Raw genomic sequence first — 23,489 nt, forward strand, 5'->3', positions numbered from 1 at the left:
GGCGGTCAGCTTAATCCCATAAAGGCAGGCCGACAACCACCGCGCCCGTGATCACCCCATAGCCCAGCAGGCGGTAAACCTTCTGATAGGCCGGGTTGAACACCGCCTGACCGATCATCGTGCCCGCCATATAGACCGGCGCCGCCAGCAGCCCGAGCCACAGAACCCGGCCGGTCACGACCCCTTGCGCCGCAAGCTGCGGGATCATCAGCACCCCGAGCAGGGTCAGAAAGCTCAGGGTATTGGCGCGCGTGGTGACAACGGGTTCGTCCCCGGCCAGGTTGAACAGGATCACCACCGGCCCGGTCAGCCCGGTCAGCCCGCCGATGAACCCCGCCGCGCCGCCAACCGCCGCAAGCGCGGCCCGGTTCGGCGCCATCCGGCGGCGCCAGCCCAGCGTCATCGCCGCCAGACTGAGCAGGATCAGCCCCGAGATCAGCCAGCGCAACGGCAGCACATCCATGCTGCGCAACAGCCAGATACCGGGCACCAGGGTCAGAAAGGCAGGCACCAGCATCCACAACACCCGGGGCCGGTCGGCCTGCCGCCAGGCGCGCGGCAGCACCGTCACCGCCGACCCGAGCGCGGTCACGGCCATGATCCCGACCGCTATCTGCGGCGGCACGAAGATACTGGCCAGCGGGATGAAGACAAGCGCCGCGCCGAACCCGGCAAAGCCGTAAACCACGCCCGCCAGCAGATTCACCAAAAGAAGAACAGGCAGGCCCCCGGTCTGCAACGCGAGGGCCAGACCCTCAGGCATCTATGTTGCCGAACCGGGTGCCCGCGGATTTGTCGGTCTTCGACCAGTCGCGCTTGACGCCCAGGAACAGCACAATGTTCTTGGCCACGAAAACCGAGGAATAGGTGCCGACGACCACGCCGAAGGTCATCGCGAAGACGAAGCCGCGGATCACGTCGCCGCCCAGCACCAGCAGCGCGATCAACGCGATCAGCGTAGTGCCCGAGGTCATGACCGTGCGCGACAGGGTCTCGTTCACCGCGAGGTTCATCACCTCTTTCAGATCCATCTTTTTGTATTTCATCAGGTTTTCGCGCAGCCGGTCGAATACGACCACGGTATCGTTGATCGAATAGCCGACAATCGTCAGCAGCGCCGCGATGATCGCCAGGTCGAATTTGATCTGCAAGGCCGCGAAAACGCCGATCGTGACGATGACATCATGGATCAGCGCCGCCACAGCCCCCAGCGCGAACTGCCATTCGAACCGCAGCCAGATATAGATCATCACCGCACCCATCGCCAAGACGACGGCCAGGATCGCGGTCTGCACCAGCTCGCCCGAGACCTTGGGCCCCACGCTTTCGACCGAGGGGAAGGTGACCGCGCTGTCCACCGCTGTCAGCGCCGCCTCGATCCGGGCGATGGTTTCGGGGGTGATGCTTTCCTGTTCGTTCTGGGCCTGAATGCGGATCTGGGCCACGTTGCGGTCCGGGCCAAAGCCCGCGTCGAACACTTCGGTGATCGACACATCGCCCAGCCCGAGCCCCCCCAGCGCATTGCGATAGACGGCCACATCCACCGCTTGCGTGCTTTCGGTACGGATCGTGGTGCCACCGCGGAAATCGATGCCGAAGTTCAGCCCGAAGGCAAAGAAGGCGACCAGCGACAGCACCACCAGCAGCACCGAGGCCCCGAAGGTGAACCGCGCATGGCGGAAGAAATCGAAGCTGGTCTCGGACGGGACAAGTTTCAGGCGCATGACTGTCTCCTCAGACCGTGATCGTCTTGGGGCGGCGGCGTTCCATCCAGATCACGATGATCAGCCGGGTGACGTAAATGGCGGTAAACACCGAGGTAAGGATCCCCACGCCCAGCGTCACCGCAAAACCGCGGACCGGGCCCGAGCCCAGCATGAACAGGATCGTGGCGGTGATCAGTGTGGTGATATTGGCATCCACGATGGCCGACAGCGCCTTTTCATAGCCCAGATCGATCGCCCGCGCCGGGCCCTTGGCGGTTTTCAGCTCTTCGCGGATCCGCTCGAACACCAGCACGTTGGCGTCAACTGCCATGCCGATGGTCAGCACGATACCGGCGATGCCCGGCAGGGTCAGCGTGGCGCCGATGGCCGACAGTACGCCGAAGATCAGCCCCACATTCACGATCAGCGCCACATTGGCGATCACCCCGAAGATACCATAACTCAGCATCATGAAGGTCAGCACGGCGATGCCCGCCACCATGCTGGCCAGCTTGCCCGCGGCAATGCTGTCGGCGCCCAGTTCGGGGCCGATGGTGCGTTCCTCTAGGAAGGTCAGCTTGGCCGGCAATGCGCCGGCGCGCAGCAGGATGGCAAGCTGGGTCGAATCCTCGACCGTGAAATTGCCGGAAATCTGGCCAGACCCGGTGCGGATCGCCTCGCGGATCACCGGGGCCGACACGACCTCGTCATCCAGCACAATGGCAAAGGGCGCGCCCACGTTTTCAACCGTATAGTCGCCGAACTTGCGCGCGCCGGTGGGGTTGAACCGGAAGGTCACGACCGGCTGGCCGTTCTGGTCAAAACCGGGCTGGGCGTCGGTCAGTTCGTCGCCGCTGACCACCGGGGTCTGCTCGATGATATAATAGACGCCGGCCTCGTCCAGCGAGGGCAGGATCATGTTGCGCGCGCCGGGCGCCTGATCGGGTTCCGCCGTGCGCCCCACCACCGGGTGAAAGGTCAGCCGTGCCGTGGTGCCGATCAGCGCCTTCAGTTCGTCGGCGGATCCGATGCCGGGCACCTGAATCAGGATGCGGTCGGCGCCCTGGCGCTGAATCGTGGGTTCGCGCGTGCCGACCTCGTCGACGCGGCGGCGGATGATTTCAAGCGATTGCTGGATGGTGCGGTCGTCGGTGGCCTGCATCTCGGCCTCGCTCAGGCGCAGGATCAGCACGTCGCCCTCGCCCGACACCTCGATATCGTTCTGGCCCACGCCGGTCAGCGACACCACCGGCCGCGCCAGCGCGCGCACCGCCGACAGCGCATCGGCCATCCCCTCGGGGCGCGAGATGCGCACCCGCAACTCGGCCGGATCTGACGGCTGCCGCCGAATCGTGCCGACGGTGTCGCGCGCATCACGCAGCGCGTCACGCACATCGGGCCACATGCCGTCCAGCCGGTCGGCATAAACATCCCCCACCTGCACCTCGGCCAGCAGATGCGCGCCGCCGCGCAGATCAAGGCCCAGATTGACCAGCCCCGACGGCAGCCAACCCGGCCAGGCGCCGCGCGCGGCCTCCTGCACCGGGGTGGACCCGGCCTGTTCGATCGTCTTGACCGCGTCGTTATGACCCTCGACCCGCGCGTAGAACAGGTTGGGCATCGCATAGGCCAGCCCCAGCAGGCAGACGCCCACGATCAGCAGCCGTTTCCAGAAGGGGATGTTCAGCATGTGGGAAAGCTCAGGCTTTTTCGGCGGGTTCGGTCTTGCTCAGTACCTGGGCGATGGTCGAGCGCACGACGCGGACCTTCACGCCTTCGGCCAGCTCGACCTCGACCTCGTTGTCGTCCTTTACCTTGGCAACCTTGCCGATCAGCCCGCCCTGGGTGACGATCTGATCGCCCCGGCGCAGCGCCTCGACCATGGCCTTGTGATCCTTCAGCTTCTTTTGCTGCGGGCGGATCATCAGGAAATACATGATCGCGAAGATCAGGATTAGCGGCACGAAGCTGGTAAAGGCGCTGCCAGCGCCTCCGGCAACCTGTGCAAAGGCAGGCGTTGCAAACATATGATAGTCCCCGTGTGTTGTGGCGGTTTCCCGCCCTTCGGAATGGCGCGCACCCTAGCTGCGGCCCGGTGGGATGGCAAGGCGATGCGGACGCGACGATTTCACTGTTCAAATGGCCGCACGCTTGGGGCATATGGGGGCACGGCAATGACTTTCAATCAAGGATCCCCCCATGCACGACATCAAAGCCATCCGCGAGACCCCTGCCGCGTTCGACGCGGCGCTCTCCCGCCGGGGTGATGCGCCGATGTCGTCGCAAATTCTGGCGTTGGACGAGGCGCGGCGCGCAAAGATTCTGGCGGCAGAGACCGCGCAGGCCGAGCAGAACAAAGCCTCGAAAGAGGTCGGCGCCGCCAAGGCCCGCGGCGACGAGGCCGGGTTCGAGCGCCTGCGCGCCCTGGTGGCCGAAAAGAAGGCCGAAGTGGCCCGCCTGAACGATGAGGCCAAGGCCGAGGATGCCGCCCTGACCGATCTGCTGATGGGCCTGCCCAACCTGCCCTATGACGACGTCCCCGACGGCGCCGACGAGGCCGACAATGTGGAACTGCACCGCTGGGGCACCCCGCGCGCTTTCGCCTTTGCGCCGAAAGAGCATTACCAGTTGCCCGCCGTGCGGGACGGCATGGATTTCGAAACCGCGGCCAAGCTTTCCGGCGCGCGGTTTGTCGTGCTGTCGGGCGCTGTGGCGCGGGTACACCGGGCGCTGGCGCAGTTCATGCTCGACACCCACACCGACGAGAACGGGCTGACCGAAACCATCACCCCCGTGCTGGTGCGCGAGGAAATGATGTACGGCACCGGCCAGTTGCCTAAATTCGGCGAGGACAGCTATAAAACCACCGATGGCTGGTGGCTGATCCCCACCGCCGAGGTGACGCTGACCAATATCGTCAATGGCGTCACGGTCGAGGAAAGCTATCTGCCGCGCCGCTATGTGGCGCATACGCAGTGCTTCCGGTCCGAGGCCGGATCGGCGGGCCGCGACACGGCCGGTATGCTGCGCCAGCACCAGTTCGAAAAGGTCGAGATGGTGTCGGTGACCCATCCCGATGCCTCCGAGGCGGAACACGCGCGTATGACCAAATGCGCCGAAGGGATCCTTGAACGCCTTGGCCTGCCCTACCGCACCGTGGTGCTGTGCACCGGCGATATCGGCTTCGGCGCGCGCCGCACCCATGATATCGAGGTCTGGCTGCCCGGCCAGAACACCTATCGCGAGATCAGCTCGATCTCGACCTGCGGCGATTTTCAGGCCCGGCGGATGAATGCGCGGTTCAAGCCCGCGGGCGGCGGCAAACCCGAATTCGTGCATACGCTGAACGGCTCGGGGCTGGCGGTCGGGCGCTGCCTGATCGCGGTGCTGGAAAACGGTCAGGAAGCGGACGGCTCGGTTACCCTGCCCGCCGCGCTGCATCCGTGGCTGGGCGGCAAGACCCGCATCACCGCCGAGGGGGCGCTGGTCTGATGGATCCGATCCGCGCCGTTCTGGTCTTTTGCGCCACGCTGTTCTTCGTGCTGTCACCGGCGCTGACCGGCGGGTTTTCGGGCTATGACCCGGCGCTGTTCCCGGTGCCACAGATCAACGCGCCGGCGCAGCCCGCGGGCTATGCCTTCGCGATCTGGGGGCTGATCTATGTCTGGCTGCTGATCTCGGCCGGCGCGGGGCTGTTCACCCGCAGCCGGGATACCGACTGGGAACCCAGCCGCCTGCCGCTGATCCTCAGCCTCGGGCCCGGAACGGCCTGGATCGGGGTGGCGGGCTTCACCCCGATCTGGGCCACGGTGCTGATCTTCTGGATGCTGGGCACCGCGATCTGGGCGCTGGCCCTGACCCCGCGCAAGGATCGCTGGCTGTTGCAGGCGCCTGTCGCGCTGTATACGGGCTGGCTGACCGGCGCGGCCTGGGTGTCGCTGGCACTGATCGGCGCGGGCTGGGACATCGGGCCGGGTCCCGCCGGCTGGGCGGTGATCGCGCTGCTGGGGGCGCTGGCCACCGGGGCTTTGGTGCTGCTGCGGCTGCGCCGCGCCCCGGAATACGCCGCCGCGCTGATCTGGGCGCTGGTGGGCATCGTGGTGGCCAATGCCGGCACCGCCACCGGACTCGCGCTGCTGGCCGCGCTGGGGGCCGCCGCGATCGGCGCCCTGGCGCTGCGCCTGCGCTGAGCGCTTCTTTTTCGCGCAAATATCCCCGCCGGAGGCATGAAATCGCTGTACGCCCTACCCGCGCGCGGCACACTGCTGTATCACGAAACCAAATCGCACCAACCCCAGGATCCCGCCATGACCCCCGCCGAGGCCAGCCTGAAAACCGAGGCGCTTTGCTGCCTTGCCCCTGTCATTCCGGTTCTGGTGATCGACGACGCCAGCACGGCGCGGCCACTGGCCGAGGCGCTGATCAAGGGCGGCCTGCCGGTGCTCGAGGTTACGCTGCGCACCCCCGCCGCGCTGGATGCGATCCGCGAAATGGCACGGGTGCCCGGCGGCGTGGTCGGCGCGGGCACGCTGCTGACCCCGGCCGATGTGGCCGCCGCCGTCAAGGCGGGCGCGCTGTTCGGGGTCTCGCCCGGGGCCACCGGGACGCTGCTGCAGGCGTGCGAGGATGCCGATCTGCCCACCCTGCCCGGCGCCGCCACCGCGACCGAGGTGATGACCCTGCTGGAGCGCGGCTATACGGTCCAGAAATTCTTTCCGGCCGAGGCCGCGGGCGGCGCCAAGGCACTGAAGGCGATCGGCGCGCCGCTTCCGCAGGTACGGTTCTGCCCGACCGGCGGGATCAGCCTGGCCAATGCGGGCGACTATCTGGGATTGTCGAACACGCTGTGCGTGGGCGGCTCGTGGGTCGCGCCGAAAGCATTGATAGAGGCCGGCGACTGGGCCGCGATCACCGCGCTGGCCGCCCAGGCCGCAGCCTTGCCGCGATAACGCCCGGCCAGCGGCTCAGCCGTTCATCCGGCCCCGCCGCCCGCCGCGCCGCTGCGGGGCGGGGGCCGCGTCCAGCGCGCCGTACAGCACGCCGGTCATCGGGTGATCGGGCGCCTCGGCGCCGTAAACCTCGATCAGCAGCCGCAGCTGCGGGGCGGTGTCGCCCATAACGCTGATCGCCCAGTCCAGAAAGATCGTCCGGCATTCGGCCAGGCCGATCCCGTCGATCCGGTATGCCTCGCGGATCAGGCCCTTCGGGTCCGCCTCCTGCAGGTTCATGCGTCTTCTCCCTTGCCGCTCAGGATCGCGTCGATCCGCGCCTCGGTGTCACTTTGCACCTGTTCCAGCCGCTGCGCCAGCGCCTGCGCACTGGCCGCCCCGGTGGCGCGCAGGAAAAAGGCGCAGCCGCCCTCGCCCAGCCGGTCGGGGGTCAGCGGCGCGTCGGTCAACAGCTTGGCCGCGACCTGCACCCGACGAAACAGGTCATAGGCCTCCGCCAGCGCCGCCGCGTCCTGCGCCGACAACCCGCCCGCCGCCACCCCGGCGGCCAACTGCGCCGGCAGCCGTGTGGCGGGCGACCCCGCGCACAGCGCCGCGGCCGAGGCGATCAGTTCTATATCCTGGCCGCGCCCCGGCCCCAGCTTGCCGTCCCAGATGCCCTTGGCCGGTTTCGCCCCGGCCAGCCGGGCACGCATGTCGGTCACGCCCGCGATGACCGTCGCCCGGTCGGCCTTGTCGCGCAACAGGCTGCGGCGGAACGCCTCGACCGTTTCGGCCAGCGCGGGGGCGCCAGCGACCGGCCGCGCGCGGGTCAGCGCCAGATGCTCCCACGTCCAGGCCTCGTTGCGCTGATAAGCGCAAAATGCCGGAAACGACGTCGCCACCGGCCCCTGCCGCCCCGACGGGCGCAGCCGCATGTCGACCTCGTAAAGCTTGCCCTCGGCCATCGGCGCCGACAGCGCGGTCACCAGCGCCTGGGTCAGCCGCGCGTAATAGGCACGCGCCGCCAGCGGCCGCCGCCCGTCCGAGGCGTCAACCCCGTCCGCGTCATAGATCACGATCAGATCGAGATCCGAGCGCGCGGTCAGCCGCCCGGCCCCGAGCGAGCCCATGCCCAGCACCACCGCGCCCTTGCCCGGCGGTGCGCCGTGCTTTTCGGCGAAGGCCGCCACGACACAAGGCCACAGCGCGGCCAGAACCGCCCCCGCCAGATCGGCATATTGGGCGCTGGCCTCGTCGGGGTTCAGCACGCCGCGCAACAGATGCACCCCGATCCGGAAATGCCATTCCTTGGCCCAGCGGCGGGCGGTGTCAAGCTGACCCTCGTAATCGCCAACCCGCGCCAGTTGCGCCGACAGATCGGCCTGCAACGCCTCCTGCCCCGGCCAGTCGGCAAAGAAATCGCCGCCGATCACCGCATCCAGCACGCCCGCGTTGCGCGACAGGTACAGCGCCAGCTCGGGCGCGGTGGCGGCGATATCGACGATCAGGTCGATCAGTTGCGGATTGGCCTGAAACAGCGAAAACACCTGCACCCCGGCGGGCAGACCGGCCAGAAACCCGTCGAAGGCCATCAATGCCTCGTCCGGACGGGCGGATTTTTGCAGCCGCGCCAGAATGTCGGGCCGCAGCCGCGCGAACAGTGCCACCGCCCGTTGCGAACGCAGCGCGGGATAGCTGTGCCAGCGCGCGATGATCGCGGCGGCGGTGTCCGATAGCCGCACCGCCGCCGGTTCGGGGGCCGCGCCGGGGGCAAAGAACCCCTCGGTCAGCCCGGCCACCTGGCGCAGCCGGTCGGTCAGGCCCGCGCGAAACGCGGCGGTGTCGCCCTGCCCCATGAAGCGCGCGATCCGGTCGAAACCTTCGGCGCTGGTCGGCAGGGCATGGGTCTGGGCGTCATTGACCATCTGCAGGCGGTGCTCGACCTCGCGGTGGGCGCGGTAATCTTCGGTCAGGGTCGCGGCCACATCGCCGGGCACCCAGCCCTTGTCGGCCAGCCGCGCCAGCCCGTCACAGGTGCCGCGCACCCGCAGATCGGGATCGCGCCCGCCAGCGATGATCTGGCGGGTCTGGGTAAAGAACTCGATCTCGCGGATGCCGCCCTGACCCAGCTTCATGTCGTGCCCTTCAAGGCACAGCGCGCCGTGCAGCCCCTTATGCTCGCGGATTGCCATGCGCATGTCGTGGGCGTCCTGAATCGCCGCGAAATCCAGATGCCGGCGCCAGATGAACGGGCGCAGCCGGTCCAGATAGGCCTGGCCGGCGGCCAGATCGCCGGCACAGGGGCGGGCCTTGATATGCGCCGCGCGTTCCCACGTCCGGCCCAGGCTTTCATAATACCGCTCGGCCGCTTCCATCGCCAGACAGACCGGGGTGACCGACGGATCGGGGCGCAGCCGCAGATCGGTGCGAAACACATAGCCGTCGCCGGTCAGGTCCGACAAAACGGCGGTCAACTTGCGGGTGACGCGGATGAACCCCGCGCGGGCGTCGTGAAAATCGGCGGGGTCGAAACGATCCTGATCGAACAGGCAGATCAGGTCGATATCCGAGGAATAATTCAGCTCGTGCGCGCCCTGCTTGCCCATGGCCAGCACCACCATGCCGCCCGCCGTCGCGATGTCATCCGTGCCCATGCCGGGCAGTTTGCCGCGCGCGATTTCCGCCGAGATCAGCCGCGTCAGCGTGGTGTCGATGCACAGATCGGCCAGATCGGTCAGCGCGCCGGTGACGGTTTCCAGCGGCCAGACCCCGGCCAGATCAGCCAGCGCGATCAGCACCGCAGCGCGCCGCTTGGCACGGCGCAGGCCGGGTTTGAGCTGATCCAGGTCCAGCCCGCGCACATCCGACAGCAGACCGGCAAACGCGGCCTCGGGTGTGCCGGACAGGGCGGCGGCCAGCCAGTCCGCCTCGCGCACCATCAGCCCGGCCAGATAGGGGCTGCACCCGGCGGTGCCTGCCAGCACCCCGCGCAGCGCAGGCGGCAGCGCGGCCAGTTGCGGCGGCAGATCGGCGGCGCGGGCGGGGTCATACGGGATCGGCGATCGGGTGATGCGGCTGGTGAATGTCATGTGCCGTTGATGCAGCGCCGCGCGGGTGCGGTCAACGGGGGTTGCGCAGACCGCGCGGGCCGGGAATAGTCGGCGCGGATGACGGAGGCCGGGATGAGCAAAAGCCTGAAACGGGTGACAGCCGCGCTGACGGCGGCGGGGATCGACGCGCAGGTGCACGAGGTCGGCCAGGCCCGCACCGCGGCCGAGGCAGCACAGGCGGCCGGCTGCCACATCGACCAGATCGCCAAGTCGATCATCTTTCGCGGCGATGCCGGCGGGGCGGCGATCCTGTTCCTGACCGCGGGCGGCAATCAGGTCTGCGCCGACAAGGCCGCGGCCCTGGCGGGCGAGCCGTTGGGCAAGGCCGACGCCGCGCTGATCCGGGCGCAGACCGGCTTTGCCATCGGCGGGGTGACGCCCATCGGCCACCTGTCCCCGATCCGCGCGTTTCTGGATCCGCGCCTGACGGAATTCGACACGATCTGGGCCGCCGCCGGCACCCCGCGCCACGTCTTTGCCATCGCCCCGGCCGATCTGCACCGAATGACGGGCGCGCAAATCGCTGATTTCATTCAGTAAATCGAAAAATGTAAAAAACATTTACATCAACCCTTGACCCAAAGACCCGCAATCCCGATCTTGAGGATGTGAAACGCATTCACATCAACCTTCTGACCTGGGAGTAAGTCATGAGTTCCGTCGCCACCTGGCCCTCACAAGCCGAAAACTGGCTCGATCAGCGCGGTAAGGGCGCCTGGATCGCTGCCATGGTCCTGAGTTTCATTTTCTTCTGGCCCCTGGGCCTTGCCCTTCTGGCCTATATGATCTGGAGCAAACGCATGTTCACCGGCTGCAAAATGCACAAACGCGCCCGTCACGCACACCACACCCACGGCTTCACGTCGTCGGGCAACAGCGCCTTCGACGCCTACAAGGCCGAAACCCTGCGCCGCCTCGAAGACGAGCAGGAAGCCTTCGAAGCTTTCCTGCAACGGCTGCGCGACGCCAAGGACAAGTCGGAATTCGACCAGTTCATGGATGACCGCGCCGCCAAGGCCCGCGATACCGACGCCGCCGCGCCGGTCGAATTGTAAGACACCCAGAGCCTGCCCCGGTTCACCGGGGCGGGCCCTTTTCCCAAGCGCGAGCGATCCCTATATGACCCATATGATGACCGATCCGTTCCGGGGGCTGCCCGATCCCGATCTTCATGGCGAATTCTATGCCGACGTGCCGGTGAAACGGCTGGTCGCCTTTGTCGTCGATACCGTGCTGATCGTGGTGCTGACGGTGCTGGTGCTGCCCTTTACCGCCTTTACGGGGTTGTTCTATTTTCCGTTCCTGGCCACGGTGATCGGCTTTGCCTATCGCGTGGTGACGCTGGCCAGCGGGTCAGCCACCTGGGGCATGCGCCTTGTCGCGCTGGAACTGCGGCGCGGCGACGGCCGGCGGTTCGATCTGACCATGGCGGTTTTGCATACTTTCCTGTTCTCGGTGTTCTTCTCGTTCCTGCTGCCGCAGATCGCCTCGGCCGTGCTGATGCTGACCGGGCGGCGGGCACAGGGGCTGCACGATCACCTGCTGGGCACCGCCGCGATCAACCGCGCCGCCGCCGGATAGGCCGAAAACCGCCAAAACCCTTGGCGCGGCGCGGATGCTTTGCTAGCGTTTCCCCAACTGCCCCGGATTTCGCAGGCCCATGCGCCACACGCTTCCCATCGCGCCCCAGTTCTATGTGACGGCCCCGCAACCCTGCCCCTATCTGGCGGGCCGGATGGAGCGTAAGCTGTTCACCGCGCTGCAGGGCGATTACGCCGAAAAGCTGAACAACGCGCTGTCGAAACAAGGGTTCCGGCGATCGCAAAACGTGCTGTACCGCCCGTCCTGTGCCGATTGCAGCGCCTGCCTGTCGGCGCGGATCCGGGTGGCCGACTTCACCCCGACCCGCAGCCAGCGCAAGACCCTGCGCCGCAATGCCGAACTGAAGCGGCAGGCGACCTCGCCCTGGGCCACCGAAGAGCAATACGCGCTGTTCCGCCGCTATCTTGAATCGCGCCACGCCGATGGCGGCATGGCCGATATGGATATCTTCGAGTTTGCCGCGATGATCGAGGAAACCCCGGTCCGCACGCGCGTGGTTGAATATGCCGTCCCGGTCGCGCCCGGCGCGCGCCGGCGCAGGCTGATCGCGGTCTGCCTGACCGACGTGCTGGAGGACGGGCTGAGCATGGTCTATTCCTTCTACGACCCCGAGATGGCCAGCCGCAGCCTGGGCACCCATATCATTCTGGATCATGTCGATATCGCGCGCGAGGCGGGCCTGCCCTATGTCTATCTGGGCTATTGGGTGCCGGGCAGCCCGAAGATGGGCTACAAGGCGAATTTCGCGGCGCTGGAGATCTACAAGAACGGGGTATGGCAGCCGTTGGGCGACCCCGAGGCGCACAGCGCCGAGACCCACCCGCTGTCGGTCGATCCGATCGCCGAGCAGGTCGCCAAGATCACCCTGCCCGACACCCGCCCGACCAAAGGCTGACCTGTCCGACATCGCACCGAAGAATTTTCCCGAAAATTCTTCGGTCTGAAAAATCTTCGTGAAGATTTTTCCACCCACCGCCGCCGTTTTGTTGCCCTGGGCCGTCAGTTCGGCAACAGGTTTGGCACGATGGTCACGATCCCCGGGAAGAACCACAAAATCCCCAGCCCCACCACCTGGATCAGCACAAAGGGCACGATCCCGCGATAGATATGGGCTGTTGTCACCTCCTTGGGTGCCACGCCGCGCAGATAGAACAGCGCGAAGCCGAAAGGCGGTGTCAGGAACGAGGTTTGCAGGTTCACCGCGATCATGATCGTCACCCATTTCGGATCGAACGTACCGCCATAGATCACCGGCCCCACGATCGGCACGACGATATAGATGATCTCCAGGAAATCGAGCACGAAGCCCAGGAAGAACAGCACCAGCATCACCAGCAGGAACACCGTGAATTCGTTGTCGAAGCTGCGCAGGAAGCCCTGGATGTAATGCTCGCCGCCGAACGAGATCACGACCAGGTTCAGCAATTGCGACCCGATCAGGATGGTGAACACCATCGACGTGACCTTGGCGGTCTCGCGGATCACCACGCCCAACACCTTGGTGCGCAACAGCACCCAACAGCCGTAAAGGATGCCGAACATCGCGAAATGATAGGCGCCCAGCGCCACCAGGAAGGCGACCCAATCCTCGAACGGCACGTCGTCGCGGCCGATCCGCAGATCAAAGCCGGTCCCGGCCAGGATCATGATCACGATCGCCAACGCCGACCACAGGATGATGCGGCCGCTTTTGTCCTCTTCCTGCAGCTTGCGATACGCCGCCAGCAGGATCGCACCACCCGCCCCCAGCGCCGCGGCGGGCGTCGGGTTGGTGATGCCGCCCAGGATCGAGCCCAGCACCGCCACGATCAGAACCAGCGGCGGAAACACCACGCGCAGCAGGTCGTTGCGGCCCAAAAGCCCCATCGCATAGCGGCAGCCATACAGCGTCAGCGCCAGCGGGATCGCCAGCCGCACATAGGTCTGCCCCGGCGTGGCGGTCGGCGGGATGAACAGCGCATCGACGATCAACGCCAGCGCGATCCCCCCCGCCCCGATCAGCAGCGGTCGCATGTTGGCCGAAGGCGACACGCCGCGCGCGCCGCTCAGCACCAGCGCCAGCAGGACGAAAACGGTCAGGATCGACCCCGACAGCGCCGGCGCCGCAGCGATTTTTTCGACCCGCGCCGCGGCGATCTGCTCTTCGCTCAGCTTCTGGCTGAACTGCGCGCCACCGGCGGCGTTGATCGCTTTTTGCTGCTCGATCGCCAGGTCCCATTTCTCCTGGCCGTGCAGCTCGATCATCGCGGCCTTGCACTGGTCGGACACGTTGGTGCGCAGCACGGCCGAGGTGCTGGCGTCGGAAAAGCTGTCGACACGCACGTTCTGGCTGCCGGCGATATTCAGATATCCGGCCAGCACCGCGGCCCCGACCAGCGCCAGCGGCACATACAGGAACCAGGTCAGGGTTTCACGCCGGGTCACCGCCGCGTCGGTGCCGGGCTCGAACGCCACGGGCGGCGCCTTTTCCGGCTTGATCATCGCATAGGTAAACGCATAGGCGGCGTAGAGGAAGGCCAGCATGATGCCCGGCAGGATCGCCGCCTGAAACAATGTGCCGACCGACACCACCGGCGCCTGCCCCAGAAAGGTCAGCGCGTCCGAGCAGCCCGCCAGTTGGGCGCGGTTTTCCTGCGCGGCGGAATAAAGATCGCCCGCCAGGGTACCCAGCAGCACGATCACGATCGAGGGCGGAATGATCTGCCCCAGCGTGCCCGACGCGGCGATCACGCCGGTGGCCAGCTCGGGCGAATACCTGTTGCGCAGCATCGTGGGCAGCGACAGCAGGCCCATGGTGACCACGGTGGCCCCCACGATGCCGGTCGAGGCCGCCAGAAACGCGCCCACCACCACGACCGACACCGCCAGACCGCCCGGCAGCGGGCCGAAAACCCGCGCCATGGTGGTCAGCAGATCGTTGGCGATCTTCGAGCGTTCCAGCGTGATCCCCATCATCACGAACATCAGCACCGCCAGCAGCGTCTCGATCGACTGGCCGGCCAGAACACGCTCGTTCATGCGGTTGACGACGAAGGAAATGTTGCGGTCCATCGCCACTTCCCAGCCCTGCGGGAACAGCGGCACCGCCTCGCGCGGCAGATCCGGGTATCGGAAGGTAGAGATGCTGTCGGGATGCAACCCCTGTGCGATCAGCGCGTTATAGGCCGCGGATCCGGTATCCACCGCCTGGTGGATCAACAACCCGGCACTGTCCAGCCCGGCAATGATCGCAAACGCGATGATCCCGGCCCCGCCGATGGCGAACGCCACCGGAAAGCCCGAAAGAATGCCCCCGAAGAGGCACAGAAAGACGATGATCAGGCCGATCTCGACGCCATCAAGTCCGAATAGCATATGCCCTGCCCCTTGTTAGTGTGTGCCTTCGTAGGCTTCTTCACCCGCGCCGAGGGTGTCTTTGTCCAGATATTTCCCGGCGCTTGCCTCGCCTTCCACGAACTCCAGATACGAGCGGTAGAAGAAGGCGATGGCCTGCAGGAAGATCATCCCGCAATAGGCCACAAGCAGCACCTTGAAGAGGAAATAGCCGTTGAACCCGTTGGGCGAAAACCCGATCGTCTCGACGTTCCAGCGCACCGCGCGGGCCTTCATCATCAGCTTGTCCAGCGTGTCCGAGGCCGAGGGTTTGGGCGTGATCAGGTGGCGCCACAGGAAGAACCAGCCATACATCCAGGTCAGCGTGGCCACCGGCATCATGAAGAACAGCGCGCCGAACATGTCGATCAGCCGCCTGGTGCGGTGCGACACGCCCGAATAGATCAGATCGACCCGCACATGGCCGCCCTGAACGAAGGTATAGGTGGCACACAGCGTGACGATCAGCGCGTTGTAAAGCTTCAGCTCTTCCGACCACCAGGACAGATCCTTGGTGAACGCGTATCCGAGCGGCCCGAACGAGATTTCGGAGACCCGGAAAATCCGCTGCAGGAAGATGATCACGATCTGCTGCAGCACCATCAGCAACCCGGCCCAGGCAAAGAACCGCCCGACCGTGTTGGCGAAGCCTTCCAGCACCCGCACCGCGCCCCACATGATTTCGCGCCGCCAGAGGCCCAGCGCGGTCAGCGCCAGGAAGAGGCCGAACACCACGGCGAAGAACTCTATCGAGCCGCCGTAATAGGCGATGCGCATGATTGTCTGTTTTTCGGACAAGTCCAAAGTGAGCCCCCCGTCTGCCCCTGCCGCACCGCCCGGCGCGGGAATTCAACCGCAACTCCCCGACCCGAAAACCGGACCGGGGAGCGCATTCGTTTCAAAGTTGCGGGACTTAGCCCAGAATGCGGTTCCGCTGCGCGGAATAGGCCCCTTCGGAACGGCTGATCCACTGCGAGGAACTTCTCATCGACGCCATGTAGCTGTCGTAGATTTCCTTGTACAATTCGTCATCCAGGTTCTCGGCGACCACTTCGGCCGCGGCGCTTCCGAAGGCATTCCAGACGCTGTCGGGGAATTCCAGAAGCTTGACGCCGCCCGCCTGCAAACGCTGAAGCGCCGAGGCGTTGTTCGCCATGAACTGCGACAGGCTCCAGGCATTTGTCGACATTGCCGCGTTTTCGATGACCGACTGCAGGGCCGGGCTGAGCGAATCGTACACGTCGCGGTTGGTTGCCAGCGAAAGACCCGGCCCCGGCTCGTGGAAACCGGCGGTGTAGTAGATCTTGGTGATCTCCTGGAAACCGGCCTTTTCGTCCGCCCAGGGGCCGATCCATTCGGTCCCGTCGATCGCGCCCGAGGCCAGCGCCTGATACACTTCGCCGCCCGGCAGGTTCTGAACGCTCGCGCCCAGCTTGCCCAGCACCTGACCGCCCTGGCCCGGCATCCGGAACTTGAGCCCCTGGAAATCCTCGGGGCCGTTGATCTCCTTGCGGAACCAGCCGCCCGACTGCGGGCCGGTATTCCCGGCAAGGAAGGTCTTCAGGCCGAAAATCTCGGAAACCTGATCCTGCAGTTGCTGACCGTCCTGATGATAATACCAGTTGTTCAGCTCCTGCGCGGTCATCCCGAAGGGAATGGCCGAAAAGAAGGACAGGGCCGGATGCTGGCCAAGGAAGTAGTAGTCCACCCCGTGATACATGTCGGCCTGGCCCGACGATACGGCGTCGAACACTTCGAACGCGCCCACCAGTTCGCCCGCGGCCTTGAGGTCGACCGTCAGCGCCCCGTCGCTCATCGCGGTGACCATGTCGGCACAACGCTGTGCGGCGTCATGCACACCGGCCAGGCCGCGACCCCAGGTCGTCACCATGGTCAGCGTGCGTTTGCCCTGTGCATAGGCCGGTGCGGCCAGAGTGGACGCAGCAGCGGCAGAGCCGCCCAGCGCAGAAGTCCTCAGAAAAGAACGGCGATCCATTTGGTTTCTCCTCCCGAATGAATGCCCACCCTTCGGCGGGCGGATCGTATTGTGGGCCGAACCCTAGCGGCAGCAATTCGCCGAATAAATACCAAATAATGCGTAGAGCGCCCGAAAACATGTGAATACAGAGGCCATTTGCGCCCATAAAATAAGCATATTGCGAGGAATTGACGGCGGCGGGCCAAGGTTCCATCCTGCGAGTCGGACATGACCGGCAACAGGGGCGATCATCGGGTGCAGCGTATCGGCACATGGCTGCGGCCGTCTTACGCACAAAAGCTGTTTCTTTTGGCGACGTTGCCGCTGTTGCTGGCGGTGGCGGCGATTTCGGTGCTGGTGGTGCAACAGTCGCGCCAGATGGCCGAACGCGAGATCGCTTCGCTGCAAACCCAACTGATTGACGCCAAGAAAGCCGAACTGAAAAACTACCTGTCGCTGGCGCGCACCGCCTATGGCGCGGTGTATGGCAACGCCCCGCCCGACGACGTGGCGGCGCAGGAAAAGGTCATCCAGATCCTGGCGGCGATGCTGTACGGGCAGGACGGCTATTTCTTCGTCTACGACTATGCCGGCACGAACCTTGTCAGCCCGCGCCAGACCGAATTCATCAACAGCAACTGGGCCGGGCTGACCGACAGCACAGGCACCCCGGTGGTGGATCAGCTGATCGCCATCGCGCGCACCGGCGGCGGCTATCACAGCTATCTGTGGCGCAAGCCCTCGACCGGCGAAGAGGCGCTGATGGTGTCCTATGTGATCGGGTTGCAGGATTGGAAATGGGCGGTCGGCACCGGGATTTTCATCGACGACATCCTGGACACCGTCGCCACCGCCCGCGCCCAGACCGAGGCCCGCATCGCCCGCACCTTTCGATGGATCGGGGCGATCACCCTGCTGGCGGTGCTGCTGGTGTTCCTGTCCGGGCTGGTCATCAATATCCGCGAACGCCGGCTGGCCGATACCAAGCTCAAGGCGCTGACGCAGCGCATCTTCGACACCCAGGAAGAGGAGCGCGGCCGCGTCGCGCGCGAGTTGCACGATTCGATTTCGCAAATGCTGCTGGGGGTGCGCTATACGCTGGAACTGGCGCGCCGGCGGCTGGCCTCGGGCGATACCCGCGTCGCCGACAGTGTCGAGAAAAGCATCGCCGGCCTGCATGGCGCGATCCAGGAGGTGCGCCGCATCAGCCGCGATCTGCGCCCCGGCGTGCTGGACGATCTGGGCCTCGGCCCCGCACTTCAGGCGCTGACCGAGGACTTCCAGAAACGCACCGGGATCGAGACCGATTTCGCGACCGTGGTGTTCCGCAACCGGCTGGATCAGGAAGCCAGGATCGCGCTTTACCGGATCGCGCAAGAGGCGCTGACCAATATCGAGCGCCATTCCGGCGCCAGCAAGGTCACGCTGCGGGTGCGCGGCGACAAGGAAGGCGCGCGGCTGCGGATCGAAGATAACGGCCACGGCATCGCAGCCGCCCAAGGGCGCGGCGATACCGGCAACGGGCTGGGCCTGCGCAACATGCAAGAACGGATGGAACAACTCGATGGCACCCTGCGGGTTCTGTCCTCGCGCAATGGAACAGTGATTGAAGCCCAGGTCCCGTTGACGCATATGCTGCACCCCGAAGGCAGCACAAAGGCCAGCGCATGACACAACCGATCCGGGTCGTGATCGTCGATGACCACCCGATGGTGGCCGAGGGGATCGAGGCGATCCTTGAAACCTATGACGACCTGACCGTGGTCGGCACCCTGTGCAACGGCCAGGAAGCGATCGACCGGGTCGGCGATCTGGCCCCCGACGTGATCTTGCTGGATCTGAACATGCCCCAGGTCAACGGGCTGACCGCGACCGAGATCATCCTTGAACGCCGCCCCGCCACCCGGATCCTGATCCTGTCGATGCATGACAGCGCCGAATACATCGCCTCGGCCCTGTCGCATGGGGCCAAGGGCTATATCCTGAAAGATGTCCCCACCGAAGAGATCAAGCGCGCCATCGACACGGTAATGGCCGGACGGCGCTACCTGTGCCCCGGCGCAGCGGCCGCGCTGTCGCCCCGCACCGAAGGCGGGCGCGAGCAGCTGACCAACCGCGAACAGACGATCCTGCTGCAACTGGCGCAGGGCAAATCCAACAAGGAGGTGGCGCAGGCGCTGGACATCTCGGTACGCACGGTCGAAACCCACCGCAAGAACCTGAAGCGCAAGCTGGGGATCAGTTCGACCGCCGGGCTGACCCGTTATGCGCTGGAACACGGCGTGCTGCAGGGTACTGGGGTCGACCTTTTGCCGTAGGTCGGGCGCCGATTCTCGCCTATCCTCCGCAGGTTGTATTTTACCTATGGAGGATTTGAGATGTCCATTTATCGCATGGTGGAGCGGGACGCGGAACGCCACGCGGCCCCCGGCAAACCGGATCGCGACGTAACCGTCAGAACCGGGCCACCGCCGACGGACGCCTTGCGCAAACTGCCTGATGGGTTGATCACCGGCCTTGTCGAACCCCGGCCCGCCGCAGCCGCGCCCGCCACGACCGAAGACGCCGACACGGCCGTCGCCAACGCGCTGGACATCCTGGGCCGCTACATCCCGTCCGAGGTGGTGGCGATCTACATCTTCGGGCTGTCGGGCCTGGGCATCGTCACCGAAGAATTCGGCACCCTGCCGGTCTGGCCGATCCTGTTCGGCCTGTGCCTGTTTCTGGTGCTGCTCTTTGTCTTCGTCAACTGGCGGGTGATCCGGCGGAAAAAGGCGGGGATGCCATTCCCGTCCTGGCCGCTGATGGCGGCGGTTATCTCTTTTTGCGTCTGGGCGATCGCGATCCCGGGCAACCCGATCGCCACCACCCCCGCGACAAGCATGTTGGCCGGGTTCGTGGCGCTGGTATCGTCGCATGTGCTGGTCAGCCTGGAACGGCTGATGGGGATGGGCAAGACCTAAGCGCCCCGGCTAGCGCGCCAGAACCAGTTCCGCCTTCAGCCCGCCCAGCGTGGCACTTTCCCCCAGCCGCAGGATCCCGCCATGACCGCGCGCGATGTCGGACGCAATCGCCAGCCCCAGCCCCACGCCGGGGCTGCGGTTCTGGTTGCGTGCCTCGTCCAGACGGGTAAAGGCCTGCATCGCCGCCTCACGCCGGTCGGGCGGAATGCCGGGGCCGTCATCCTCGACCGAAATGCGCAGCATCCGGTCGCTGACCTCCAGCCCCACGGCGCAGCGGGTGCCGTAATTCAGCGCATTGTTCACAAGGTTCTGAACCGCGCGTTCCACCGCCAGCGGGCGCAGCATGGCCTGCACCCCGTCGGGCATCGGGCCCAGCACCACCTCGCGCCCGCCCCGCGCCGCCTGATCCGCGATCCGGCGCAGCAGCGCGGCCGGATCGGTGGGCACCGGATCGTCCAGCGCGTCGGAACGGGCGAAATCGAGGAATGCATCCAGCATCCGCTCCATGTCCGACACATCACGCAGCATCTCGGCGGTCTCGGGCGTCTCGTCGGCCAGCGACAGGCTCAGCTTCAGCCGGGTCAGCGGTGTGCGCAGATCGTGGCTGACGCCCGACAGCATCAGGGTGCGCTGCTCGATCTGCCGCTCGATCCGGGCGCGCATGTCCAGAAACGCATTTCCGGCCGCCCGCACCTCGATCGCGCCCGAGGGGCGGTACCGCTCCGACCGGCCCTTGCCGAAGGCGTCGGCGGCGCGGGCCAGCCGCTTGATCGGGCGCAGTTGATTGCGCAGGAACACGAAGGCGATCAGCGTCATCAGCAGCCCGGTGACGATCATCAGCACCAGCAACTGGTGCGGGTTCGACGCCGAGACCCGCCGCCGTTCCAGCGTCAGCCCCATATCGCCGTGCCGTGTCGCAAGAACGATCCGCAACAGTTTGGAATTGCTTTTCAAATCAATGCTTCGGGTCTGCGGCAGCGCGGTGCGCAGCGTCGCAATCACGATGCGCCCGGACAGATCGTAAAGCGCCCGCTGATCCGCGTCCGCGCCGGCGGCGGGCAGGCCCAGCCCCATCTCCAGCGCCCGCACCAGCGGCGCCACTGCCCGCAGCGCGGTTTCTGTGTCCGGGGCCGCATTCACCTGATCCAGCACATAGCCGACCTCCAGCGCGACATTGCCCGACATCTGCCGGGTGACCCCCTCGAAATGGCGCTGGATGAACACCACCGACACCACAAGCTGAAGGATGACAATGGGCACGATCAGAATCATCGCCGCCCGTCCGTACAGGCTGCGCGGCAAGGCGCGTTTGATCCATCCCATGTTCATCGGGTAAGACCGTAGCGGGCACACCCGGCAGAAGGAAGCGCAAGATGAACGAACAGGCCGGGTTCAACCCGCAACCGGGGGTGGCCGAGGTGCTGGAACCGGGGCTGCGCCGCGTGCTGGCGCCGAACCCGTCACCGATGACTTTCCGGGGAACCAATACCTATCTGCTGGGCGAAGGCGCGGTCGCGGTGATCGACCCCGGCCCCGCGTCGCCCGCGCACCTGGCCGCGATCCTGGGCGCGCTGTCGCCGGGCGAGCGGATCAGCCACATTCTGGTGACCCATTCCCATGTCGATCATTCGCGCCTTGTGCCCGATCTGGGCCGCGCCACCGGCGCGCCGGTTCTGGCCTTCGGCGACAGCGCCGCCGGGCAGCGCCCCGATCTGGCGCGCCTGCCGGATCTGGGCGGCGGCGAAGGTGTGGACCATGCGTTCCGCCCCGACGAAACCCTGGCCGATGGCGCGGTGCTGCACGGCGACGGCTGGTCGGTGACCGCGCTCTGGACGCCGGGGCATATGGCCAACCACCTGTCCTTTGCCTGGGGCGACGCGCTGTTCACCGGCGATCATGTGATGGGCTGGGCCACCTCGATGGTCTCGCCCCCCGAGGGCGACCTGACCGCCTTCATGACCTCGCTGGCGCGGCTGGTGCCGCGGCGCGACCGCGTGTTCTATCCCGCCCACGGCGCGCCGGTGCGCGACCCGGCCGCCCGGCTGGCCGACCTGATCGCCCACCGCCGCACCCGCGAGACGCAGATCCTCGATGCCCTGGGTGCGGGCCCGGCCACGGCCGCCGCGCTGGCGGCACGGATTTATACCGATGTGCCCCCGGCCCTGTTGCCCGCCGCCACCCGCAACGTTCTGGCGCATCTTATTGATTTATTAGGAAGAAACATGGTTTCGACAGAAGGTCGATTGAGTGCCGGAAGCCTCTTCCTCCGTGTTTGAAGCTTATGTGAAGTTTCTTGACGAAATGCTCTGGACGGGGCCACAGTCAGTTGCTATATCGCCCCCGGTGTTCCGGCGTAGCTCAGCGGTAGAGCAGTTGACTGTTAATCAATTGGTCGTAGGTTCGATCCCTACCGCCGGAGCCAATTTATATATTTATATCATGTAGTTAGGTAGCTGCACGTCGTGCGCAACCTTTTACCTACGGCATGAATCGCCACGGAGTCGCCACCGTGAGCAGGACTCAACCTCTATCTTCATCTTGCTTCGCTTGATGTTCGCCGATGTGCGGTGGACAGCAACTTCAACGCAGGCAATCGTGGATTGTGGACTAGCGGAGCCTCTGGGGGTAGCCTCACGTAAATTTGAGCAGAGAGGGCAGCCGTGTCGATTGTTATTGATATTAAAACTAGGGTCTTCGACGAAGATGATGTCGCATACCGTCTATTTCCCGGTCAAGGCTATCGGCACTTTAAGGCGATGAAGGACCATTCGGTTGTTTTCATGGACAATCCGGGCATCCCGCTTCCCGGTCGGAATGGCTACGAGAAGGACGACGCAACACTGACGGCGATTGCCAAATCAGAAGAAAAGCAGGCGCTTATCAATGCGAATGGGGATAATCTCAAAGCCGAACTTCAGCAAGTAGATGACAAAGACTTTTCCAACGCCCGCTGGGGTTCGAAAAGGGAGCTGAATCGTGGATGGCTTAATGCACTTTATCGCAAAGCAGACATTGGCGATCTCGTTGTAGTGCCAAGCCCCGGCATAATAAAGAATGACGAAGGCGAGTGGGAAAAGTCTTATACGCTTGTCGGGGAGATTGTTGGTGAGCCCGAGAGATGGGAGCGTGATGGTCCACAAAACCTCATAGCCGGGAAATACATCGTTCGTCGCGTGAAATGGCTTGCACAAGTAAACGAGGCAGAACTCGATCCACAGGTTGCTGTTGGGCTGAGAACTCAAAACGCACTTACAGCAATGAGAGCGCGTTCATTCGAACGAGTGCTCGGCGCGGCATATAAGAACGTCATCATCGGCGAAGAGTTCCTCGCTCGCTTCGTAACAACCGATGAAGAGTTCACAGCGTTCGAGAGTTACCACTTCAACGCTTTTGTTATGGCAGTGGTCGCAGCTTGTCGCAGAGTTGAGAACGGTCAGGGCGCATTTGGCGATGGCGTCTCTATATATGACATTGCGGCCGAAGTTCATGGGCAGGACGACTTAGTTCCCGACCAAGAATCCAGCATTCATTCACCGGGGTATATGACCCTGCGTGGAGAAGTGCTGGTTCCGGCAGTCATGTCTGCACTATTCGCGCTGGCTGTTGCCGCCGATGCGGACCCCGCCTTGGACCCGTTCGCAGGGGATGGTGCTGATCAGGTTAAAGTGGTAAACTCTGAGTCCGCAGCGTTTGATCCATGTGATGTGGGACTATCCTGAATTTTGTGCCCTGACGTGGTAACTGCTCGAAGAGGAGACCCACGTATGAGCATCGATAAAGACATCTTGGACCGATTGATGGAAGGCCGCGCGCCTGGTGATTTGTTT

22 protein-coding genes and 1 tRNA gene are annotated in these 23,489 nt (G+C 65.1%); 13 read left to right on the top strand and 10 right to left on the bottom strand.

Going from position 1 to position 23,489, the window contains the following annotated elements:
* Positions 1–10 precede the first annotated feature (10 nt).
* From ACSR1C_RS06605 to yajC, 4 genes are read right to left on the bottom strand one after another with little or no spacing between them, the layout of a single operon-like run.
* Complete coding sequence (locus ACSR1C_RS06605) at positions 11–763, bottom strand: sulfite exporter TauE/SafE family protein (protein WP_460258540.1); 753 nt, start codon at positions 761–763, stop codon at positions 11–13.
* Positions 756–1,724, bottom strand: a complete 969-nt coding sequence (secF, locus tag ACSR1C_RS06610) for a protein translocase subunit SecF (protein ID WP_460258541.1) — start codon at positions 1,722–1,724, stop codon at positions 756–758. The genes ACSR1C_RS06605 and secF overlap by 8 nt, the downstream gene beginning before the upstream one ends.
* 10 nt (positions 1,725–1,734) lie before the next feature.
* Positions 1,735–3,396 (bottom strand): protein translocase subunit SecD, encoded by a 1,662-nt coding sequence (secD, locus tag ACSR1C_RS06615; RefSeq protein WP_460258542.1) that lies wholly within the window; start codon positions 3,394–3,396, stop codon positions 1,735–1,737.
* A gap of 10 nt (positions 3,397–3,406) precedes the next feature.
* A complete protein-coding gene (yajC, locus tag ACSR1C_RS06620; protein WP_460258543.1) occupies positions 3,407–3,733 on the bottom strand; it encodes a preprotein translocase subunit YajC in 327 nt (108 codons plus the stop codon).
* Positions 3,734–3,905: 172 nt separating this feature from the next.
* Here yajC and serS point away from each other — a divergent pair, with 172 nt between their 5' ends.
* From serS to eda, 3 genes are all read left to right on the top strand, one after another.
* Complete coding sequence (gene serS, locus ACSR1C_RS06625) at positions 3,906–5,198, top strand: serine--tRNA ligase (protein ID WP_460258544.1); 1,293 nt, start codon at positions 3,906–3,908, stop codon at positions 5,196–5,198.
* Positions 5,198–5,896, top strand: a complete 699-nt coding sequence (locus ACSR1C_RS06630) for a hypothetical protein (RefSeq protein ID WP_460258545.1) — start codon at positions 5,198–5,200, stop codon at positions 5,894–5,896. The genes serS and ACSR1C_RS06630 overlap by 1 nt, the downstream gene beginning before the upstream one ends.
* Positions 5,897–6,013: 117 nt before the next feature.
* A complete protein-coding gene (gene eda / locus ACSR1C_RS06635) occupies positions 6,014–6,655 on the top strand; it encodes a bifunctional 4-hydroxy-2-oxoglutarate aldolase/2-dehydro-3-deoxy-phosphogluconate aldolase (protein ID WP_460258584.1) in 642 nt (213 codons plus the stop codon).
* A 15-nt stretch (positions 6,656–6,670) separates the two neighbouring features.
* Here eda and ACSR1C_RS06640 read toward each other — a convergent pair whose 3' ends face one another.
* Complete coding sequence (locus tag ACSR1C_RS06640) at positions 6,671–6,934, bottom strand: hypothetical protein (RefSeq protein ID WP_460258546.1); 264 nt, start codon at positions 6,932–6,934, stop codon at positions 6,671–6,673.
* Complete coding sequence (locus ACSR1C_RS06645; RefSeq protein ID WP_460258547.1) at positions 6,931–9,726, bottom strand: bifunctional [glutamine synthetase] adenylyltransferase/[glutamine synthetase]-adenylyl-L-tyrosine phosphorylase; 2,796 nt, start codon at positions 9,724–9,726, stop codon at positions 6,931–6,933. Before ACSR1C_RS06645 ends, ACSR1C_RS06640 begins: the two co-directional genes overlap by 4 nt.
* A 93-nt stretch (positions 9,727–9,819) precedes the next feature.
* On the opposite strand from ACSR1C_RS06645, the gene ACSR1C_RS06650 reads away from it, so the two are divergent.
* The 4 genes from ACSR1C_RS06650 (at position 9,820) to ACSR1C_RS06665 (ending at position 12,244) form a co-directional block, all read left to right on the top strand.
* Positions 9,820–10,287: a YbaK/EbsC family protein gene (locus tag ACSR1C_RS06650; RefSeq protein ID WP_460258548.1), complete on the top strand. Its 468-nt coding sequence runs from the start codon at positions 9,820–9,822 to the stop codon at positions 10,285–10,287.
* Positions 10,288–10,397: 110 nt separating this feature from the next.
* The gene (locus ACSR1C_RS06655; protein ID WP_460258549.1) at positions 10,398–10,802 is read left to right on the top strand and encodes a DUF2852 domain-containing protein; all 405 of its coding nucleotides are present in this window, start codon (positions 10,398–10,400) and stop codon (positions 10,800–10,802) included.
* Positions 10,803–10,866: 64 nt separating this feature from the next.
* The gene (locus ACSR1C_RS06660) at positions 10,867–11,328 is read left to right on the top strand and encodes an RDD family protein (RefSeq protein WP_460258550.1); all 462 of its coding nucleotides are present in this window, start codon (positions 10,867–10,869) and stop codon (positions 11,326–11,328) included.
* 79 nt (positions 11,329–11,407) lie between these two features.
* A complete protein-coding gene (locus ACSR1C_RS06665; protein ID WP_460258551.1) occupies positions 11,408–12,244 on the top strand; it encodes an arginyltransferase in 837 nt (278 codons plus the stop codon).
* A gap of 104 nt (positions 12,245–12,348) precedes the next feature.
* Here ACSR1C_RS06665 and ACSR1C_RS06670 read toward each other — a convergent pair whose 3' ends face one another.
* The 3 genes from ACSR1C_RS06670 to ACSR1C_RS06680 all read right to left on the bottom strand — a co-directional run bounded on the left by ACSR1C_RS06670 (position 12,349) and on the right by ACSR1C_RS06680 (position 16,717).
* Positions 12,349–14,703 carry a TRAP transporter large permease gene (locus ACSR1C_RS06670; protein WP_460258552.1) on the bottom strand — a complete coding sequence of 785 codons (2,355 nt, stop codon included), beginning with the start codon at positions 14,701–14,703 and terminating at the stop codon, positions 12,349–12,351.
* A gap of 15 nt (positions 14,704–14,718) precedes the next feature.
* The gene (locus ACSR1C_RS06675) at positions 14,719–15,570 is read right to left on the bottom strand and encodes a TRAP transporter small permease subunit (protein ID WP_460258585.1); all 852 of its coding nucleotides are present in this window, start codon (positions 15,568–15,570) and stop codon (positions 14,719–14,721) included.
* Positions 15,571–15,634: 64 nt separating this feature from the next.
* Entirely contained in the window at positions 15,635–16,717 is a 1,083-nt protein-coding gene (locus ACSR1C_RS06680) for a TRAP transporter substrate-binding protein (RefSeq protein WP_460258553.1), read from the bottom strand.
* Between the two features lie 210 nt (positions 16,718–16,927).
* Here ACSR1C_RS06680 and ACSR1C_RS06685 point away from each other — a divergent pair, with 210 nt between their 5' ends.
* The 3 genes from ACSR1C_RS06685 to ACSR1C_RS06695 are packed head-to-tail and all read left to right on the top strand — an operon-like array spanning position 16,928 to position 19,662.
* Positions 16,928–18,370 carry a cache domain-containing protein gene (locus ACSR1C_RS06685; RefSeq protein WP_460258554.1) on the top strand — a complete coding sequence of 481 codons (1,443 nt, stop codon included), beginning with the start codon at positions 16,928–16,930 and terminating at the stop codon, positions 18,368–18,370.
* Complete coding sequence (locus tag ACSR1C_RS06690) at positions 18,367–19,017, top strand: response regulator (RefSeq protein ID WP_460258555.1); 651 nt, start codon at positions 18,367–18,369, stop codon at positions 19,015–19,017. The genes ACSR1C_RS06685 and ACSR1C_RS06690 overlap by 4 nt, the downstream gene beginning before the upstream one ends.
* Positions 19,018–19,077: 60 nt before the next feature.
* On the top strand, positions 19,078–19,662 hold the full coding sequence (locus ACSR1C_RS06695) for a hypothetical protein (protein WP_460258556.1): 585 nt from the start codon (positions 19,078–19,080) through the stop codon (positions 19,660–19,662).
* Between the two features lie 9 nt (positions 19,663–19,671).
* Here ACSR1C_RS06695 and ACSR1C_RS06700 read toward each other — a convergent pair whose 3' ends face one another.
* The gene (locus ACSR1C_RS06700; RefSeq protein ID WP_460258557.1) at positions 19,672–20,991 is read right to left on the bottom strand and encodes an ATP-binding protein; all 1,320 of its coding nucleotides are present in this window, start codon (positions 20,989–20,991) and stop codon (positions 19,672–19,674) included.
* Between the two features lie 44 nt (positions 20,992–21,035).
* On the opposite strand from ACSR1C_RS06700, the gene ACSR1C_RS06705 reads away from it, so the two are divergent.
* The 3 genes from ACSR1C_RS06705 (at position 21,036) to ACSR1C_RS06715 (ending at position 23,381) form a co-directional block, all read left to right on the top strand.
* Complete coding sequence (locus ACSR1C_RS06705) at positions 21,036–21,938, top strand: MBL fold metallo-hydrolase (RefSeq protein ID WP_460258558.1); 903 nt, start codon at positions 21,036–21,038, stop codon at positions 21,936–21,938.
* A 71-nt stretch (positions 21,939–22,009) separates the two neighbouring features.
* Positions 22,010–22,084: transfer RNA gene (locus ACSR1C_RS06710), tRNA-Asn, on the top strand.
* Between the two features lie 238 nt (positions 22,085–22,322).
* A complete protein-coding gene (locus tag ACSR1C_RS06715) occupies positions 22,323–23,381 on the top strand; it encodes a hypothetical protein (RefSeq protein WP_460258559.1) in 1,059 nt (352 codons plus the stop codon).
* Positions 23,382–23,489 lie beyond the last annotated feature (108 nt).

The sequence above is a fragment of the Actibacterium sp. D185-2 genome, assembly GCF_054954595.1.

Coding starts and splice junctions, on each gene's coding strand:
- ACSR1C_RS06665 (WP_460258551.1), top strand. CDS start 11,408: ATGCGCCACACGCTTCCCATCGCGCCCCAGTTCTATGTGACGGCCCCG.
- serS (WP_460258544.1), top strand. CDS start 3,906: ATGCACGACATCAAAGCCATCCGCGAGACCCCTGCCGCGTTCGACGCG.
- ACSR1C_RS06670 (WP_460258552.1), bottom strand. CDS start 14,703: ATGCTATTCGGACTTGATGGCGTCGAGATCGGCCTGATCATCGTCTTT.
- ACSR1C_RS06700 (WP_460258557.1), bottom strand. CDS start 20,991: ATGAACATGGGATGGATCAAACGCGCCTTGCCGCGCAGCCTGTACGGA.
- ACSR1C_RS06685 (WP_460258554.1), top strand. CDS start 16,928: ATGACCGGCAACAGGGGCGATCATCGGGTGCAGCGTATCGGCACATGG.
- ACSR1C_RS06650 (WP_460258548.1), top strand. CDS start 9,820: ATGAGCAAAAGCCTGAAACGGGTGACAGCCGCGCTGACGGCGGCGGGG.
- ACSR1C_RS06680 (WP_460258553.1), bottom strand. CDS start 16,717: ATGGATCGCCGTTCTTTTCTGAGGACTTCTGCGCTGGGCGGCTCTGCC.
- ACSR1C_RS06660 (WP_460258550.1), top strand. CDS start 10,867: ATGACCCATATGATGACCGATCCGTTCCGGGGGCTGCCCGATCCCGAT.
- ACSR1C_RS06605 (WP_460258540.1), bottom strand. CDS start 763: ATGCCTGAGGGTCTGGCCCTCGCGTTGCAGACCGGGGGCCTGCCTGTT.
- yajC (WP_460258543.1), bottom strand. CDS start 3,733: ATGTTTGCAACGCCTGCCTTTGCACAGGTTGCCGGAGGCGCTGGCAGC.
- ACSR1C_RS06705 (WP_460258558.1), top strand. CDS start 21,036: ATGAACGAACAGGCCGGGTTCAACCCGCAACCGGGGGTGGCCGAGGTG.
- ACSR1C_RS06695 (WP_460258556.1), top strand. CDS start 19,078: ATGTCCATTTATCGCATGGTGGAGCGGGACGCGGAACGCCACGCGGCC.
- ACSR1C_RS06630 (WP_460258545.1), top strand. CDS start 5,198: ATGGATCCGATCCGCGCCGTTCTGGTCTTTTGCGCCACGCTGTTCTTC.
- ACSR1C_RS06690 (WP_460258555.1), top strand. CDS start 18,367: ATGACACAACCGATCCGGGTCGTGATCGTCGATGACCACCCGATGGTG.
- ACSR1C_RS06640 (WP_460258546.1), bottom strand. CDS start 6,934: ATGAACCTGCAGGAGGCGGACCCGAAGGGCCTGATCCGCGAGGCATAC.
- eda (WP_460258584.1), top strand. CDS start 6,014: ATGACCCCCGCCGAGGCCAGCCTGAAAACCGAGGCGCTTTGCTGCCTT.
- secF (WP_460258541.1), bottom strand. CDS start 1,724: ATGCGCCTGAAACTTGTCCCGTCCGAGACCAGCTTCGATTTCTTCCGC.
- secD (WP_460258542.1), bottom strand. CDS start 3,396: ATGCTGAACATCCCCTTCTGGAAACGGCTGCTGATCGTGGGCGTCTGC.
- ACSR1C_RS06645 (WP_460258547.1), bottom strand. CDS start 9,726: ATGACATTCACCAGCCGCATCACCCGATCGCCGATCCCGTATGACCCC.
- ACSR1C_RS06655 (WP_460258549.1), top strand. CDS start 10,398: ATGAGTTCCGTCGCCACCTGGCCCTCACAAGCCGAAAACTGGCTCGAT.